We start from the raw sequence: 15,302 nt of genomic DNA, 5'->3' as shown, positions 1-15,302 counted from the left end.
TCCATCACCCGGGCGTCCGCGGGGCCGGCAGCCGTTTGAGCAACTGCTCCACCACGTCGGCGCCATGCATGCTGCGCACCCACATCTCGGGACGGAGTGTGATCCGGTGCCCGAAGGCCGGCACCGCCAGCGCCTTGACGTCTTCGGGCACCACGTAGTCGCGCCCGCTCAGCAGCGCGCGCGCCCTGGACAGCTGAACCAGGTCGAGCTCCGCGCGCGGGCTGGCGCCGACGATCACCTGCGGGTGGTTGCGGGTGGCGGCAGCCACCGACACCACGTAGTGCAGCACATCGTCGTGGACACTGACCTGCTCCACCGCGTCCTGCATGGCCAGCAGCCGGTCGGCGTCGACCACCTGGTCCACCTGCGCCTCGGCCGCGCCGCGCTCGAGCCGGCGACGCAGCATCGAGGCCTCCTCCTGTTCGGAGAGGTACTTCAGCGCGACCTTGACCGCGAACCGGTCCAGTTGGGCCTCCGGCAACGGGTAGGTGCCTTCGAACTCGATGGGGTTGTCGGTGGCGATGACGATGAAAGGCAAAGGCAGCCGGTGAGTTTCGCCGTCGATGCTGACCTGGCCCTCGGCCATCGCCTCCAGCAGCGCGGACTGCGTCTTGGGCGGGGTGCGGTTGATCTCGTCGGCCATCAGCATGTTGGTGAAGATCGGGCCGCGGCGGAACTCGAACTGACCCGAGCGCATGTCGTAGATGGTCGAGCCGAGCAGGTCCGCGGGCAGCAGGTCGGGGGTGAACTGCACCCGGGTGAAGCGCAGTCCCAGCGCCGCGGCGAACGAGCGCGCGATCAGGGTTTTGCCCATGCCGGGCAGGTCCTCGATCAGCACATGCCCGCCGGCCAGCACGGTGGTGAGGATCAGGGTGAGCGCCGCCCGCTTGCCGACCACGGCGCGCTCCACCTCGTCGAGGACCGCCTCGCACAGCGCGGTGGTCTCGGTGGCCGATGTCGTCATACGTCTTCCAGTCGCCGGAGGATCTGTTCGAGGGCGTCGCGGCCGGGCGCGGGCTCGTGCCGCCTGGCCGACGATACGTTCTGCGGATCGACCCACTGCCACAGTTCGTCGCCGAACACCAGCCGGCCCGTCGAGGCCACCGCGGCAGGCTCCTTCTGCTTGGTCGCCACCAGGAAGTCGCGGGCCAGCCTCGGCCGCAGATGGCGGTCCCAGTCCCCCCTGGTGGTGTCGGCCCACCGGATCAGCTCCTCGGTCTGACCCTTCCAGCGCAGCAGCGCCTCCAGGGCGTCGTTGTCCGGCCCGGCCTCGGCGTCGTCGCGCCCGGCCTGCGCAAGCCGTTGGCTGATCTGCAGGCCGAACACCGCCACCGCCACGCCGGCGACCGGCAGCGCCAGCCGCCAGTTGAACATCACACCGACGATCTCGGCGAGCAGCACGGCCAGGAAACCCACGGCCAGCACCCGGTTGAGCTGATTCATGCACTGCTCCGCAGCTGGCCGAGAACCGAGCGCAGCGCCCGCTCGGCCTCCTCCCGGTGCTCCTCGGTCATCACATGCCGGCTGAAGCGGGCCTCGGTGAACAGACCCACCAGGGTGGAGGCGCCGCCGGGACTGATCACCCGGCTCTGGACCGCCCGGGCCAGCACCTCCGAGGGGGTGTCGGAGGCCTGCGGGGCCGAGCCCGGCCGGCCGGCCAGTCCGTCCTCCATCGCCGCGTAGCAGGCGATGATCGCCTCCCGCGGCGCCAGCCCGAGGTTGGACACCTCGGCCAGTCCGCGTTCGGCCGCCGCCGCCAGCGGTGTCGCGCCGGCCGACCCGCCGACGCCGGGCGCGTCGGTGATGACGACCGGGGGCAGCTTCGACCGGTTGCGCAGGGCGGCCACGACGGTGGCGGCGACCATCATCACCAGCAGGACGCCGGTGCCGATCGCCAGCACCTGATAGACGCCGCTCTTGGGCTTCTGCGGCAGCTTCGGCGGCGCCGACGGCACCGGCTGGCCGGAATCGGGGACGGCCGTGGGCGTCGGCGCCGCCTGGTCGACGTCGATGACCAGGCGGAACTGGCTGATCGCCACGAACACCGCCAGCCAGAGCAGCACCAGCCCCAGCGCGATCAGCACCAGTCGCACGTTCAGCCGGCCGCCGCCGCCGCCGGCGAAGTCCCGCATCTCGAATGCGGCGGCCTTGGCCGCCTGCGGGCGGCGGAGGAACACCGCGAAGGCCATCACCACCATCGAGACGCCCAGCAGGGCGATCACCCCGGCCAGCGATGCCGGATCGTCAGAGGAGGCCGCCCGGGTGGTCGGGGGCAGGTCGGGAATCCTGCCGCGCAGCGCCACCGCCGCCGCGAGCAGCAGCGCGACCACCAGAGCCACCCGGGCCGCGCGGGACTTCGTCCGGGTCATCGCCCGACCTCCCCCCGCGTGCCTCGTTCCCGCGGCCTCTTACCACCGGTGATGTCCATCGTGGCACGGACGCGGACGTACCGTGATCGGGTGAGCCGGACCAGCGACCGCGACGCGTGCCCAGGGGCGCTGCAGGTGCACCGGGCCGCCGACGGCGCACTGGCCCGGGTGCGGTTGCCCGGCGGACTGATCACCGCGGCCCAGTTGGAGGCCCTGGCCGGGATCGCCTCCCGGTTCGCCGCCGGCACGCTGGAACTGACCGCCCGCGGCAACGTGCAACTGCGCGGTATCACCGACACCGCCGCGGTGGCCGCCGCGGTGGCCGCCGCGGGACTGCTGCCCTCGGCGACCCACGAACGGGTGCGCAACATCGTGGCCTCACCGCTGTCCGGCCGGGCCGGCGGACGCGCCGACGTCAGGCCGTGGGTGACGGCCCTGGACGGCGCGATCCGGAGCGACGCCTCGCTAGCCGGGCTGCCCGGCCGGTTCTGGTTCAGCCTCGACGACGGCAGCGCCGACGTGTCCGGCCTGGCCGCCGACGCCGGCGTAATGGCCGGACCCGACGGGGTTGCGCTGCTTCTGGCCGGAGACGACACCGGCGTCCGGCTCAGGCCCACGGAAGCGGTCCAGGCACTGGTGACGGTGGCCAGGCGTTTCGTGGATGTAAGCGGGAATGCCTGGCGGATAAGCGAATTGGACGACCCACAGGTGCTTCTTGCGGGTTTCGGCCGGAGCGGTTCAGCGCGGCCGGCCATCCGTCCCGGCGCCCGTCCTCCGGTCGGATGGATCAGCCAGGACGACGGGCGCGTCGCGCTCGGCGCCGCGGTCCCGTTGGGGGTGCTCCCGGCACGCCAGGCGCAGTTCGTGGCCGCGGTGGGGGCGCCGGTGGTGATCACACCGTGGCGCTCGCTGCTGATCTGCGACCTGGAGGAGGGCGTCGCCGAGACCGCCCTGCGGGTGCTGGCCCCACTGGGGCTGGTCTTCGACGAGACCTCGCGATGGCTGGACGTCAGCGCCTGCGTGGGCAGCCCGGGTTGCGAGCGGTCCCGCGCCGACGTCCGGGCCGAGGCCCGCCGGGCGGCCGAGTCCGGTGCCGTCGGCGGCACCGTGCACTACGCCGGGTGCGAACGCGCCTGCGGCAGACCGGTGGCCGGTGAGGTCCTGGTGGCCACCGACGGCGGATACCGGCCACTGCAGGGCCGCGACTGAGCGACCGTAGGGTTAACCCGTGCTCGACTACATCCGCGACGCCGCCGAGATCTACCGGCAGTCGTTCGCGACCATCCGGGCCGAGGCCGACCTGGCCGGCTTCCCCGGGGACGTCGCACGGGTGGTGGTCAGGATGATCCACACCTGCGGGCAGACCGACCTCGCCCGGCAGGTGGCATTCACCCCGCAGGTGGTCAGCGCGACCCACGCCGCGCTGGCCGCCGGCGCACCGGTGCTCTGCGATTCCTCGATGGTGGCGGCCGGGATCACCGCCGCCCGGCTGCCGGCCGGAAACGAGGTGGTGGCGCTGGTCGCCGACCCGCGGGCGCCGGAGTTGGCCGAACGGCTGGGCACCACCCGTTCGGCGGCCGGGGTTGAGCTGTGGTCCGAGCGGCTCGCCGGCGCGGTGCTGGCCATCGGCAACGCCCCCACCGCACTGTTCCGGCTGCTGGAACTGCTCGACGAGGGAGTCCCGGCACCGGTGTCGGTGCTGGGCGGGCCGGTCGGGTTCGTCGGCTCGGCGCAGTCCAAGGACGAACTGATCGCCGACCCGCGCGGCATGGAGTATCTGGTCGTGCGCGGGCGGCGCGGCGGCAGCGCGATGGCGGCGGCGGCGGTCAATGCGATCGCCAGGGTGCCGGAATGACCGGCGGCACCCTCTACGGCGTCGGGCTGGGCCCGGGCGACCCGGAACTGGTCACCGTCAAAGCCGCCCGGGTCATCGGTGAGGCCGACGTGGTGGCCTACCACAGCGCCCGGCACGGCCGCAGCATCGCCCGCCGGATCGCCGAGCCCTACCTGCGCCCGGGCCAGATCGAGGAGCACCTGGTCTACCCGGTGACCACCGAGACCACCGACCACCCCGGCGGCTACGCCGGCGCCATGGAGGACTTCTACACCGAGGCCGCCGCACGCATCGCGGCCCATCTGGGAGCCGGGCGGAACGTCGCGCTGCTGGCCGAGGGCGACCCGCTGTTCTACAGCTCCTACATGCACATGCACGCCCGGCTCACCGGACGCTTCAACGCGGTGATCGTGCCGGGGGTGACCTCGGTCAGCGCCGCCTCGGCGGCCATCGCGACCCCGCTGGTCAGCGGCGACGAGGTGCTGTCGGTGCTGCCCGGGACACTGCCCGTCGCCGAGCTCGCGCGACGCCTCGCCGATGCGGACGCGGCTGTCGTGCTCAAGCTGGGCCGCACGTATCCGCAAGTGCGCGAGGCGCTTTCGCTGGCCGGTCGGCTCGACGGTGCCTGGTATGTGGAGCGCGCCAGCACCGAGGGTCAGCAGGTACTGCCCGCCGCGGAGGTGGACCAGGCGGGGGTTCCGTACTTCTCGCTGGCCATCCTGCCCGCAGACGGGCGGACCGGACGCGCCGCCCGCCCCGGGACCGTCGCCGTGATCGGGCTGGGTCCCGGAGGCGCCGAATGGATGACGCCGCAGAGCCGGCGGGAACTGGCCGCGGCCACCGACCTGATCGGCTACCGCAGGTATCTGGACCGGGTGGCGCAGCGGCCCGGGCAGCGCCGCCACGCATCGGACAACACCGACGAGGCACACCGCGCCAGGCTGGCCTGCGAACTGGCCGAGCAGGGCCGGGCGGTGGCGGTGGTGTCCTCGGGCGACCCGGGGGTCTTCGCGATGGCCACCGCGGTCCTCGAGGAGGCCAAGCAGTGGCCGGCCGTCGAGGTGCGGGTGATCCCGGCCATGACCGCCGCGCAGGCGGTGGCCAGCCGGGTGGGCGCGCCGCTGGGACACGACTACGCGGTGATCTCGCTGTCCGACCGGCTCAAACCGTGGGAGGTGATCGCCGGCCGACTGTCGGCCGCCGCCGCCGCCGACCTGGTGCTGGCCGTCTACAACCCGGCCTCGGCCGGCCGGACCTGGCAGGTGGCCGCGATGCGGGATCTGCTGCTCGAGCACCGCGACGCCGGCACCCCGGTGGTGATCGGCCGGGACGTGTCGGGGCCGCAGGAATCGGTGACGGTGGTGCGCCTGGCCGACCTCGACCCGGCCGACGTGGACATGCGCTGCCTGCTGATCGTGGGGTCCTCGCAGACCCAGTGGTACGGCGACACCGTCTTCACCCCGCGGCGCTACCCCGGCTGAGCACCCAGTCCAGCGCCTCGTCCACCGTCCCGACCACGGTCACCCCCGCGGGCAGCGCCGGCCGCCGGATCATCACCACATCGACGCCGAGGTCCCGTGCGGCCTGCAGTTTGGCGGCGGTCATCGCCCCCCCGCTGTTCTTGGTCACGACGGCCTCGATGCGGTGGGCGCTGAGCAGTTCGCGCTCGCCGTCGTAGCGGTACGGGCCTCGGGAGAGCAGCAGCTGGTGGTCGGGGGGCAGGCAACCGGTATCCGGTGGGGTGACCAGGCGGATCAGACACCAAGACCGGCTGCCGGCGAACGCAGCCACCCCGGATCGGCCGGTGGTCAGGAAGATCCGCGAATACCCTTTGGCAGCAACGATATCGGCGGCATCACTGTCTGAGTCGACCTCAAGTGCCCCGGCGGGCTCCCACGGCGGTCGGCTCAGCACCAGGTGCGGCAGCCCGAGTTCGGCGCAGGCCCGCGCAGCACTGGCGGTGATGGTGGCCGCGAACGGATGGGTGGCGTCGACGACGGCGGTGACCGAATTGCCGGACAGCCAGTCCCGCAGACCGTCCACGCCGCCGAATCCGCCGATGCGGACCGGCCCGGCCGGCAGCGCGGGATCGGGCACCCGGCCGGCCAGCGAGCTGACGATGTCGATCCGCGGATGCAGGCTCGCTGCCAATGCGCGGGCCTCGGCGGTGCCGCCTAGCAGCAGCACCGGCATCAGTGCCGGTCTCCCCTGGACCGGCCGGCCGAGTAGAGGTAGCTGTCGGTGAACCCCTCGGCGGCGAGCACATCCCCGACGATGATCACCGCGGTGCGGGTGACGGCCGCGGCGTGCATCTGCCCGGCGATGTCGGTCAGGGTGCCGCGCAGCACCACCTGTTGCGGTCGGCTGGCGAAGGCCACCACCGCCACCGGAGTGTCCGGTCGGTAGCCGCCCGCCAGCAACTCCGGGACGATCGCGTCGATACGGTGTGCCGCCAGGTGGATCACCAGCGTCGATCCGTGAGCGGCGAGGGCGGGGAGACTCTCGCCTTCGGGCATCGCGGTGGACAGCGTGGACACCCGGGTCAGGGTGACGGTCTGCGAAACCCCCGGCACCGTCAGTTCCCGGCCGAGCACGGCGGCGGCGGCCGCGAAAGCCGTTACCCCCGGCACGATCTCGTAGCCGATGCCCAACTCGTCGAGCCTTCGGCACTGCTCGGCGACGGCGCTGTAGATCGACGGGTCACCGGAGTGCAGCCGCGCGACGTCGTGGCCCTCGGCGTGGGCGCGTTGGAATTCCGCGACGATCTGCTCGAGGCTGAGGCGGCCGGTGTCGACGACCCGGGCCCCGGGCGGGCAGTACGCCAGCAGGTCGTCGGACATGATCGAACCGGCGTAGAGGCAGACCCCGCAGCGCTGCACAAGCCGGTGGCCGCGAACGGTGATCAGGTCCGCCGCCCCAGGACCCGCGCCGATGAAGTAGACCGTCACGTCGTGGTCCTCACAGCAGGCGGACCGCCCACTGGGTGATCGGCATCTGCGGCCGCCAGCCGGTGTAACCGCCCAGCGGCTCACCGCGATAGTGCTGGAACCTGGCCAGCTCTCCCCCGAGCCGTGAATGCCAGTGCACCAGAATCGCTTCGGACTCCGCGGTGACAGCGTTGGCCACCAGCCGGCCGCCACCGGAGATCTGCGCGAGACATTCGTCGACGAGGTTATCGGTGCTCAGGCCGCCGCCGATGAAGATCGTGTCGGGCCGCTCGGCGCCGGTGAAGTCGTCAGGCGCGGCTCCGCGCACCTCGACGTCGACCCCGAACGCCCGGGCGTTCGCGGCGATCCGGTCACGCCGTCCGGCGTCGGCCTCGAAGGCGACGGCACGGCACCCCCGCGCTGCGCGGCACCATTCCACCGCGATGCTGCCCGACCCCGACCCGACGTCCCACAGCAGCCCACCGGGGTGCGGCGCGAGCGCGGCGAGCGTGACGGCGCGGATGGTCTGCTTGGTGATCTGGCCGTCGTGGCTGAAGGCATCGTCGGCCAGCGCGGACGGGTCGCGCTCGTCCGGCAGGTAGCGGACCGCGATGATGTTGAGGTCGTCGACATCCGCGGGCGGCGCGGCGGCCCAGGCGGCGGCCGGGCCGGAGCGGATCCGCTCGTCCGGGCCGTCGAGTTGCTCCAGAACAGTCAACTCCGAAGCGCCGCGGCCGGTTTCGGCCAACACGGTCGCCAGGGCGACGGGGGTTGTCGCGTCGCGGCACAGGACCACGGCGCGCCCTCCGCGGCGGACCGCGGTGTGAACCGGAGCGGTGACCAGGCTGATGACTTCGGTGTCGTGCGCGGCCCATCCCATCCGCGCGCAGGCCAGGGCCACCGAGGACACGTGCGGCAGCACCTGCACCCGCTCGGCGCCGTGGACCCGGACCAGGGTGGCGCCGATCCCGTGCAGCATCGGGTCCCCGCTGGCCACCACGTGGATGTCACCGTCGGGGTGGTCGTCGAACAGGAGCTCCAGGGCCGGCAGCATCGGACTGGGCCAGGGCCTCCGGGGGGCGCCGACGGAGTCGTCGAGCAGCTCGAGCTGGCGCGGCGATCCGTAGACGACTGCGGCGCCGCGTAGTTCGGCCCGTGAACTCTCCGAGAGCCCGGCCATGCCGTCGGCGCCGATACCGACGACGACGATGCGCCCTTCGTTCATCACCGCAATCCCACTCGGCTCTTCACTTCGTTCATCACCGGGGCATCCTCCGCCATATCGGCTGCGGCAGCAGCCGCATCCCGAAGAACAGCGGCCGAAGCGCCCACGGCACCCAGATCGTGCGGCGGCCGGCAGCCAGCGCCCGCGCCGTCGCGTCGGCCACCTGCCCGGGGGTGCTGGACAGCGGTGCCGGGTCCATCCCCTCGGTCATCCTGCCGATGACGAAGCCGGGGCGCACCAGCAGCAGTCGCACCCCGCTGCCGTGCAGCGCATCGGCGAGCCCGCTGGCGAAGCCGTCCAGACCTGCCTTGGCCGAGCCGTAGACGTAGTTGGCCCGGCGCACCCGCACCCCGGCCACCGAGGAGAACACCACCAGCGTCCCGCGACCGGCCGCGCGCATCCGGGCGGCCAGGTGGGTCAGCAGGCCGACCTGCGCCACGTAGTCGGTGTGCACGATCGCCGCGGCGTGGGAGGCGTCGGTCTCGGCCCGGGACTGATCCCCCAGGACGCCGAACGCCAGCACGGCGACGTCGATCTCGCCGAACTCACCGGTCAACCGGTCCACCATCGGCCCGTGCGAGTCCAGGTCGTCGGCGTCGAACTCGACGGCGTGCACCGCGACCGCCCCGGCGGCCCGGACTGCGGCGACCTCGCCGGCGAGCCGGTCGGCGCCGCGCGCGGCGAGCACCACCGTCGCTCCGGGCGCCAGCCGGGCGGCCAGTTCCAGGCCGATCTCACTGCGACCGCCGAAAATAACCACGACCGCGGCCGCTGTGTCCTCCACGGCTGGGATTATTCCCTGCGCTACCGTGACCCTGATGCCCACCACCAGGCTGACCAGCGACGCACTGGAATTCCTCACCGAGCGCCATTTGGCGATGCTGACCACGCTGCGCGCCGACGGCTCTCCGCACGTGGTGGCGGTCGGGTTCACCTTCGACCCGATCACCCACATCGCCCGGGTGATCACCAGCGACGGCTCGCAGAAGGCGATCAACGCCGAGCGCAGCCACATCGGAGTGCTCTCCCAGGTGGACGGCGCCCGCTGGCTGTCCCTGGAGGGCATCGCCAATGTGAACCGCGAGCCCGAGGCGATCCGCGACGCCGAGCTGCGCTATGCCCAGCGCTACCGCACCCCCAAACCGAACCCGCGGCGGGTGGTGGTCGAGGTGCTCGTCAAACGGGTACTGGGTTCCTCGACCCTGCTCGACCGGTCAGTCGACGACGATTAGGTCATGCGCGCCGGTGTTGACCGGCAGCGCCCCGTCCGCGGTGACGACCACGATGTCCTCGATCCGGGCACCCCAGCGGCCCGGGAAGTAGATTCCCGGTTCGACGCTGAACGCCATCCCCTCAGCCAGCGGCTGGTCGTTGCCGGCGACGATGTAGGGCTCCTCGTGAATGGACAGGCCGATTCCGTGTCCGGTGCGGTGCACGAAGTACTCGGCCAGCCCAGCCCGGGCCAGCGGGCCGCGGGCGGCGGCATCCACCTGTTCGGCGCTCACCCCGGGCCGCACCGCGGCCACCGCGGCGGCCTGGGCCTGCTGCAGCAGCGCATAGTGACCGGCGACCTCCGGGGCCGGCTCGCCCAGGCTGTAGGTGCGGGTGCAGTCCGAGTGGTAGCCCGGCTCCACCGGACCGCCGATGTCGACGACGACGACGTCACCGGGTCTCAGACGGCGATCCGAGCACAGGTGGTGCGGATCGGCGCCGTTGGGGCCGGATCCGACGATGACGAACGCGACATCCGAATGCCCCTCGGCGACAATGGCTTCGGTGATGTCAGCCGCAACCTCGGCCTCGGTGCGCCCGGCTTTGAGGAACTCGGGCACCCGGGCGTGCACCCGGTCGATGGCCGCGCCGGCCCGGCGCAGCGCGTCGATCTCGCTGGCGTCCTTGACCATTCGCAGCGCCGAGAGCACGCCGGTGGCCAGCACCGGAATCGCACCGAGCTTCTCGCCCAGCGGCAGCAGGTGCAGCGCCGGCATCGAATCGGTCACACCCACCCGCGCGTGCCCGCCCAGGGCGTCGGCCACCAGACCGTAGGGATCTTCGCCATCGACCCAGTCCAGCATGCTCAGATCCAGATCGGCCGCCGCGGAATGCCTCAGCGCCGCCAACTCCAGCCGCGGCAGCACCACGACGGGTGCGCCGGAGGCCGGGATGACGAGGGCGGTCAGCCGCTCGAAGGTCTGTGCCCGCGACCCGATCAGGTATCGAAGGTCGTAGCCGGGTGTGACGACCAGCCCCGCCAGTCCGGCTCGCGAAGCCCCGGCGGCGGCGGCGGCCAGCCGGGCGGCGTAGACGTCGCTGCCGAACCGATCGGTCATACCGGTCAGGCTAGCGTGGGCTGTTATGTCCGGACCGGTCCTGCTGCTCGACGGCGCCAGCATGTGGTTCCGCTCCTACTTCGGAGTGCCCGCGTCGATCACCGCACCCGACGGCCGGCCGGTCAACGCGGTGCGCGGCTTCCTCGACAGCGTCGCCACCCTGATCACCCGCGAACGCCCGTCGCGGCTGGTGGTGTGTCTGGACGTGGACTGGCGTCCGGCCTGGCGGGTCGAGCTGATCCCGTCCTACAAGGCCCACCGGGTCCTCGAGGAGGGCAGCCCGCTCGGTGAGGCATCCGAGGACGACACCGAAGAGGTGCCTGACGACCTGAGTCCTCAGGTCGAGATGATCCTGGAGGTTCTGGACGCGTTCGGCATCGCCACCGCGGGCGCACCCGGATTCGAGGCCGACGACGTGCTGGGCACGCTGGCCACCGCGGAGCGCCGCGATCCGGTGGTGGTCGTCAGCGGTGATCGGGACCTGCTGCAACTGGTTCGCGACGAACCGGTCGCGGTGCGGGTGCTCTACCTGGGCCGTGGCCTTGCCAGGGCGACCACCTTCGGACCCGCCGAGGTCGCTGAGAAGTACGGGGTTCCCCTAGACCGCGCCGGTCCGGCCTACGCGGAGCTGGCCCTGCTGCGCGGCGACCCGTCGGACGGGCTGCCCGGAGTCGCCGGTGTCGGTGAGAAGACCGCCGCGGCGATGCTTTCGCAGTACGGGTCGCTGGAGGCGATCCTGATCGCTGCCCATGACCCGAAATCCCTGCTGCCCAAGGCTTTCCGGTCCAAGATCCTGGCCGCTACCGATTACATCGAGGCGGCCCAGCCGGTGGTCCGGGTGGCCTGCGACGCCCCGGTGCGTCTTTCCGGCGACGACGACCGGCTGCCGTTGCACGCCGCTGATCCGGCCGGCCTGGCCGCACTGGCGCAGCACTACGGGATCACCTCGCCGGTCGGCAGACTGCAGAAGGCGCTGGACTCCCTGTAGCGGCCGAGCTGCTATTTGGGCCGGCCGACCTCGTAGGTGCCCTTGTCGTCCTGGAAAGTCACCGTCACCTGACGCTTGGTGCCGTCGATGCTGACCTCGCAGTTGAAGGTGTCGCCCTTCTTGACCTTGGGGTTCTGGCCGTTGTTGCACTTGACGTCATTGACGTTCTTGGCGCCGTAACCGTTGGACTCGTCGGTGAGGATCTGCTGGACGCCCTGCTGAGCCTTGTCGACGTCGAGTCTGGTGGTCACGAAGAAGCCCGGTTTCCAGAAACCGAGCACCAGGACCGCGAGCAGCCCCAGCGCGGCGAGCACCCCGAGGATGCTGCCGAGTGTCTTCGTCGACGCCTTGGCGGCGCCCTCCGCGCCCGGCGGGATGTAGGGGTACTGGCCCGGCTGGCCCGGCGGGGGGTACTGGCCCGGCGGCGGGTACTGACCGTACTGCGGCGGCGCTCCGTAGGGACCGGGCTGGCCGTACTGGGGCTGTCCGTACGGGGGCTGTCCGTACGCGGCGGGGTTGTACTCGGCCGGGGCGCCGTAGGGCGGCGCCACCGGATAGCCCGCGGGCTGGCCGTACTGCGGGTACTGCTGCGGGGTGTAGGCGGGCGGCTGCCAGGCGGGAGCCTCACTGCCCGCCGGCTGCCACCCGGCGGAGGGCTGGTCCGTCCCGCCGGCCGGATTGTCGGCACCCGAAACCTGCCAGGGGTTGGACTCGGATCCCTGCGGTCCGCTCATCAGTCTCTCCTCGAATGTCAGGTGTCTGCGCACCCCTCGAAACGACCACAACAGTAGCGTTTGCATCACCCTACCCGTTGTCAACAGCCACGACGCCGCGCCGGATGTCGTCGATCGCGCGTTTCGCGGCCCGGCGCATGCCCTCCTCGGGGGCGGCGTTGCGCACCTGATCGAGCAGGTCGAGCACCTGACGGCACCAGCGGACGAAATCACCCGCCGGCAGCGGCGTGCCGTTGCCGGCGGCGTCGGAGGCGTCCAGTGCGGCGGCCAGGTTGCCGGTGGTGGCCCACCGGTGGACTGCCGGCACGAAGCCCTCGTCGGGCTGCCGGGAGGGGGTGAGCTTGTGCCGGTGCTCGTCGGCACGCAACTGGTCGGAGATCCGCCGGGTCTCGGCCAGCGCCCGGCGCACCGCGGGGGTGGGCATGTCGATCTGGTGCACCGGGGTGGGGCCGTCGCCACCGCGGGTCTCGAAGACCATCGCCGAGAGCACCGCGGCCAGTTCGGCGGGCTGCAGGCCGTTCCACACGCCGCCGCGCAGACACTCGGCGACCAGCAGATCGCTCTCGCTGTAGATCCGGGCCAGCAGCCGCCCGTCATCGGTGACCCGCGGATGCCCGCCGGGATGCGCCGCGGCGACATAGCCCCGCTCGGTCAGCAGGTCCAGGATCCGGTCGAATGTCCGCGCCAGTGAGTTGGTGGCCGCGCTGACCTTCGCGCGGATCTGGGCGTTGTCGCGCTCCACCCGCAGATAGCGCTCGGCGACGCGCACCTGGGTGTCCCGGTCGGCCATCCGGTGCGCGGGGTGGCGGCGCATCGCCTCGCGCAGGGCCAGCAACTCGGGGTCGGCGTCGGGCTCGTCCTGGCCGCCGCGACGCTTGCGGACCGACGGCACCACCAGGCTCTCCGCGGCGGCCAGCAGCGCCGAGGCCAGGTCGCGGCGGACCCTGGGCTGGCGGTGCTCGACACGCTTGGGCAGCGTCATGGAACCGACGGGAGCCGCCCCGTCCGGGTAGTCGGCGGCCGAAATCCTTCCGGCCCAACGGTTCTCGGTGAGCACCAGCGGCCGGGGATCATCGGCAACCCGGGCTGGCTCCAGGACCACGGCGAGGCCGCCCCGGCGGCCGTGGGTGATATTGATGATGTCGCCGCGGCGCAACGAGGCCAGCGCCTCGCCGGCCGCCTGGCGTCGGTGCAGCCGCGAGGTCCGTGCCTGCGCGCGTTCCCGCTCGGAAATCCTGGCCCGCGCCCTCGCATAGTCCAGTACTGCCGGTTCCGCCCCGGCCGTGCGGCGGTCCCAGCCGAGTTCGGCAGCGATCTCGTCGAGCATCCGCTCGCCGCGGTCGGCGCCGCGCACCAGACCGACGACCGCCCGGTCGGCCTGGTACTGAGCGAAGGACCGCTCCAGAAGCTGGTGGGCGTCTTGCGGGCTCATCTGGCTGACCAGGTTGATGGTCATGTTGTAGGACGGCGCGAACGAACTGCGCAGCGGGAAGGTGCGGGTGGAGGCCAGGCCGGCGATCTCGGTCGGGTCGGCGGTGGAGTCCTGCGGGTTCCACAGCACCACCGCGTGTCCCTCGACGTCGATGCCGCGGCGCCCGGCCCGGCCGGTCAGCTGGGTGTACTCCCCCGGTGTCAGCGGCAGGTGTTGCTCCCCGTTGAACTTCACCAGCTTCTCCAGCACCACGGTGCGGGCCGGCATGTTGATCCCCAATGCCAGTGTCTCGGTGGCGAAAACGGCCTTGATCAGACCTGCGGTGAAGAGTTCCTCCACGGTGTGCCGGAAGGTCGGCAGCATCCCCGCGTGGTGCGCGGCCAGACCGCGCAGCAGTCCCTCGCGCCATTCGTAATAGTCCAGCACCACCAGGTCCGCGTCGGCCAGATCGCCGCAGCGACGGTCGACCACCTCGGCGATGCGCTCCCGGTCCGCCTCGGTGGTCAGCCGAAGCGAACTGCGCAGGCACTGCTTGACCGCGGCGTCGCAGCCGGCCCGCGAGAAGATGAAGGTGATGGCCGGCAGCAGGCCCTCCCGGTCGAGCGTGGTGATGACGTCGGGTCGCGACGGCGGACGGTAGACACCCGGACCGTGGTGGCGCGGCCCGCGGCGGCGGGGCTGCCAGTCGCCGAGGCGTTCGGCCTCGCGGCGGTTGGCGATGTGGCGCATCAGGTCCGGGTCGACGCGGTCCTTGGGGCCCGAACCGTCGTAGTCGAACAGGTCGAACAGCCGCTTGCCGACCAGCACGTGCTGCCACAGCGGCACGGGTCGGTGTTCGTCGACCACCACCGTGGTGTCGCCGCGCACGGTCTTGATCCAGCCCCCGAACTCCTCGGCGTTGCTGACCGTCGCAGACAGGCTGACCAGCCGCACCTCCTCGGGCAGGTGGAGGATGACCTCCTCCCACACCGCACCGCGCATCCGGTCGGCCAGGAAATGCACCTCGTCCATCACGACGTAGGAAAGGCCCTGCAGCGCATCAGAGCCCGCGTAGAGCATGTTGCGCAGCACCTCGGTGGTCATCACCACCACCGGGGCGTCGCCGTTGATCGACTGGTCGCCGGTCAGCAGGCCGATGCGCTCCGGTCCGTAGCGTCGCACCAGATCGCTGTGTTTCTGGTTGCTCAGCGCCTTGATAGGGGTGGTGTAGAAGCACTTCTGCCCCGCCGCGAGAGCCAGGTGCACGGCGAACTCGCCGACCACCGTCTTGCCCGCCCCGGTCGGGGCGCATACCAGCACCCCGTGACCGCGCTCGAGGGCTTCGCAGGCCCGGACCTGGAACGGGTCGAGTCGAAACGTCAGCCGGCCGGCGAAGTCGGCGAGTTCGGCGGCCTCAGGTGATGTCGTCATGCTCCGGGCCAGATGTCTTCGGCCCGGGATCGGACACCGCCACCGGGGCGGGC

15 protein-coding genes are annotated in these 15,302 nt (G+C 72.0%); 5 read left to right on the top strand and 10 right to left on the bottom strand.

Features of this window, described 5'->3' with window-relative positions; genetic code table 11:
- Positions 1-4 precede the first annotated feature (4 nt).
- From ACKOQ4_RS09265 to ACKOQ4_RS09255, 3 genes are read right to left on the bottom strand one after another with little or no spacing between them, the layout of a single operon-like run.
- Entirely contained in the window at positions 5-964 is a 960-nt protein-coding gene (locus ACKOQ4_RS09265) for an AAA family ATPase (protein WP_526291073.1), read from the bottom strand.
- Entirely contained in the window at positions 961-1,443 is a 483-nt protein-coding gene (locus ACKOQ4_RS09260; RefSeq protein WP_526291071.1) for a hypothetical protein, read from the bottom strand. Before ACKOQ4_RS09260 ends, ACKOQ4_RS09265 begins: the two co-directional genes overlap by 4 nt.
- A complete protein-coding gene (locus ACKOQ4_RS09255; protein ID WP_526291069.1) occupies positions 1,440-2,369 on the bottom strand; it encodes a DUF4129 domain-containing protein in 930 nt (309 codons plus the stop codon). The genes ACKOQ4_RS09260 and ACKOQ4_RS09255 overlap by 4 nt, the downstream gene beginning before the upstream one ends.
- A gap of 90 nt (positions 2,370-2,459) precedes the next feature.
- Between ACKOQ4_RS09255 and cobG the strand changes: the two genes are divergently transcribed.
- Genes cobG through ACKOQ4_RS09240 form a run of 3 tightly spaced genes read left to right on the top strand, consistent with a single transcriptional unit; the run spans position 2,460 to position 5,684 of the window.
- A complete protein-coding gene (gene cobG, locus ACKOQ4_RS09250; RefSeq protein ID WP_526291067.1) occupies positions 2,460-3,578 on the top strand; it encodes a precorrin-3B synthase in 1,119 nt (372 codons plus the stop codon).
- A 19-nt stretch (positions 3,579-3,597) separates the two neighbouring features.
- On the top strand, positions 3,598-4,224 hold the full coding sequence (locus ACKOQ4_RS09245; RefSeq protein ID WP_526291065.1) for a precorrin-8X methylmutase: 627 nt from the start codon (positions 3,598-3,600) through the stop codon (positions 4,222-4,224).
- Entirely contained in the window at positions 4,221-5,684 is a 1,464-nt protein-coding gene (locus tag ACKOQ4_RS09240; RefSeq protein WP_526291063.1) for a precorrin-2 C(20)-methyltransferase, read from the top strand. Before ACKOQ4_RS09245 ends, ACKOQ4_RS09240 begins: the two co-directional genes overlap by 4 nt.
- Here ACKOQ4_RS09240 and ACKOQ4_RS09235 read toward each other — a convergent pair.
- Genes ACKOQ4_RS09235 through dprE2 form a run of 4 tightly spaced genes read right to left on the bottom strand, consistent with a single transcriptional unit; the run spans position 5,659 to position 9,139 of the window.
- Complete coding sequence (locus ACKOQ4_RS09235) at positions 5,659-6,396, bottom strand: cobalt-precorrin-6A reductase (RefSeq protein ID WP_526291061.1); 738 nt, start codon at positions 6,394-6,396, stop codon at positions 5,659-5,661. The genes ACKOQ4_RS09240 and ACKOQ4_RS09235 overlap by 26 nt on opposite strands.
- Positions 6,396-7,151 carry a precorrin-4 C(11)-methyltransferase gene (gene cobM, locus ACKOQ4_RS09230; protein WP_526291059.1) on the bottom strand — a complete coding sequence of 252 codons (756 nt, stop codon included), beginning with the start codon at positions 7,149-7,151 and terminating at the stop codon, positions 6,396-6,398. Before cobM ends, ACKOQ4_RS09235 begins: the two co-directional genes overlap by 1 nt.
- Positions 7,152-7,161: 10 nt before the next feature.
- Positions 7,162-8,355, bottom strand: a complete 1,194-nt coding sequence (cbiE, locus tag ACKOQ4_RS09225; RefSeq protein ID WP_526291057.1) for a precorrin-6y C5,15-methyltransferase (decarboxylating) subunit CbiE — start codon at positions 8,353-8,355, stop codon at positions 7,162-7,164.
- Positions 8,356-8,389: 34 nt separating this feature from the next.
- The gene (dprE2, locus tag ACKOQ4_RS09220) at positions 8,390-9,139 is read right to left on the bottom strand and encodes a decaprenylphospho-beta-D-erythro-pentofuranosid-2-ulose 2-reductase (RefSeq protein WP_526291055.1); all 750 of its coding nucleotides are present in this window, start codon (positions 9,137-9,139) and stop codon (positions 8,390-8,392) included.
- A 34-nt stretch (positions 9,140-9,173) separates the two neighbouring features.
- Between dprE2 and ACKOQ4_RS09215 the strand changes: the two genes are divergently transcribed.
- Entirely contained in the window at positions 9,174-9,587 is a 414-nt protein-coding gene (locus ACKOQ4_RS09215; RefSeq protein WP_526291053.1) for a TIGR03618 family F420-dependent PPOX class oxidoreductase, read from the top strand.
- Here ACKOQ4_RS09215 and ACKOQ4_RS09210 read toward each other — a convergent pair.
- Complete coding sequence (locus ACKOQ4_RS09210; protein WP_526291051.1) at positions 9,570-10,685, bottom strand: M24 family metallopeptidase; 1,116 nt, start codon at positions 10,683-10,685, stop codon at positions 9,570-9,572. The two genes, ACKOQ4_RS09215 and ACKOQ4_RS09210, sit on opposite strands and share 18 nt — an antisense overlap.
- A gap of 25 nt (positions 10,686-10,710) precedes the next feature.
- On the opposite strand from ACKOQ4_RS09210, the gene ACKOQ4_RS09205 reads away from it, so the two are divergent.
- Complete coding sequence (locus ACKOQ4_RS09205) at positions 10,711-11,673, top strand: 5'-3' exonuclease (protein ID WP_526291049.1); 963 nt, start codon at positions 10,711-10,713, stop codon at positions 11,671-11,673.
- An 11-nt stretch (positions 11,674-11,684) separates the two neighbouring features.
- Here ACKOQ4_RS09205 and ACKOQ4_RS09200 read toward each other — a convergent pair whose 3' ends face one another.
- Both ACKOQ4_RS09200 and ACKOQ4_RS09195 read right to left on the bottom strand, forming a co-directional pair.
- Entirely contained in the window at positions 11,685-12,407 is a 723-nt protein-coding gene (locus tag ACKOQ4_RS09200; protein ID WP_526291047.1) for a DUF4333 domain-containing protein, read from the bottom strand.
- A 70-nt stretch (positions 12,408-12,477) separates the two neighbouring features.
- Positions 12,478-15,249 carry a DEAD/DEAH box helicase gene (locus ACKOQ4_RS09195; protein WP_526291045.1) on the bottom strand — a complete coding sequence of 924 codons (2,772 nt, stop codon included), beginning with the start codon at positions 15,247-15,249 and terminating at the stop codon, positions 12,478-12,480.
- Positions 15,250-15,302 lie beyond the last annotated feature (53 nt).

Source organism: Mycobacterium sp. (assembly GCF_046095365.1).
Lineage (GTDB): Bacteria > Actinomycetota > Actinomycetes > Mycobacteriales > Mycobacteriaceae > Mycobacterium.
This window is presented reverse-complemented; position numbering and strand designations above follow the sequence as displayed.

Coding starts and splice junctions, on each gene's coding strand:
- ACKOQ4_RS09200 (WP_526291047.1), bottom strand. CDS start 12,407: ATGAGCGGACCGCAGGGATCCGAGTCCAACCCCTGGCAGGTTTCGGGT.
- ACKOQ4_RS09195 (WP_526291045.1), bottom strand. CDS start 15,249: ATGACGACATCACCTGAGGCCGCCGAACTCGCCGACTTCGCCGGCCGG.
- ACKOQ4_RS09260 (WP_526291071.1), bottom strand. CDS start 1,443: ATGAATCAGCTCAACCGGGTGCTGGCCGTGGGTTTCCTGGCCGTGCTG.
- ACKOQ4_RS09205 (WP_526291049.1), top strand. CDS start 10,711: ATGTCCGGACCGGTCCTGCTGCTCGACGGCGCCAGCATGTGGTTCCGC.
- ACKOQ4_RS09215 (WP_526291053.1), top strand. CDS start 9,174: ATGCCCACCACCAGGCTGACCAGCGACGCACTGGAATTCCTCACCGAG.
- ACKOQ4_RS09240 (WP_526291063.1), top strand. CDS start 4,221: ATGACCGGCGGCACCCTCTACGGCGTCGGGCTGGGCCCGGGCGACCCG.
- ACKOQ4_RS09210 (WP_526291051.1), bottom strand. CDS start 10,685: ATGACCGATCGGTTCGGCAGCGACGTCTACGCCGCCCGGCTGGCCGCC.
- ACKOQ4_RS09255 (WP_526291069.1), bottom strand. CDS start 2,369: ATGACCCGGACGAAGTCCCGCGCGGCCCGGGTGGCTCTGGTGGTCGCG.
- ACKOQ4_RS09235 (WP_526291061.1), bottom strand. CDS start 6,396: ATGCCGGTGCTGCTGCTAGGCGGCACCGCCGAGGCCCGCGCATTGGCA.
- cbiE (WP_526291057.1), bottom strand. CDS start 8,355: ATGAACGAAGGGCGCATCGTCGTCGTCGGTATCGGCGCCGACGGCATG.
- ACKOQ4_RS09265 (WP_526291073.1), bottom strand. CDS start 964: ATGACGACATCGGCCACCGAGACCACCGCGCTGTGCGAGGCGGTCCTC.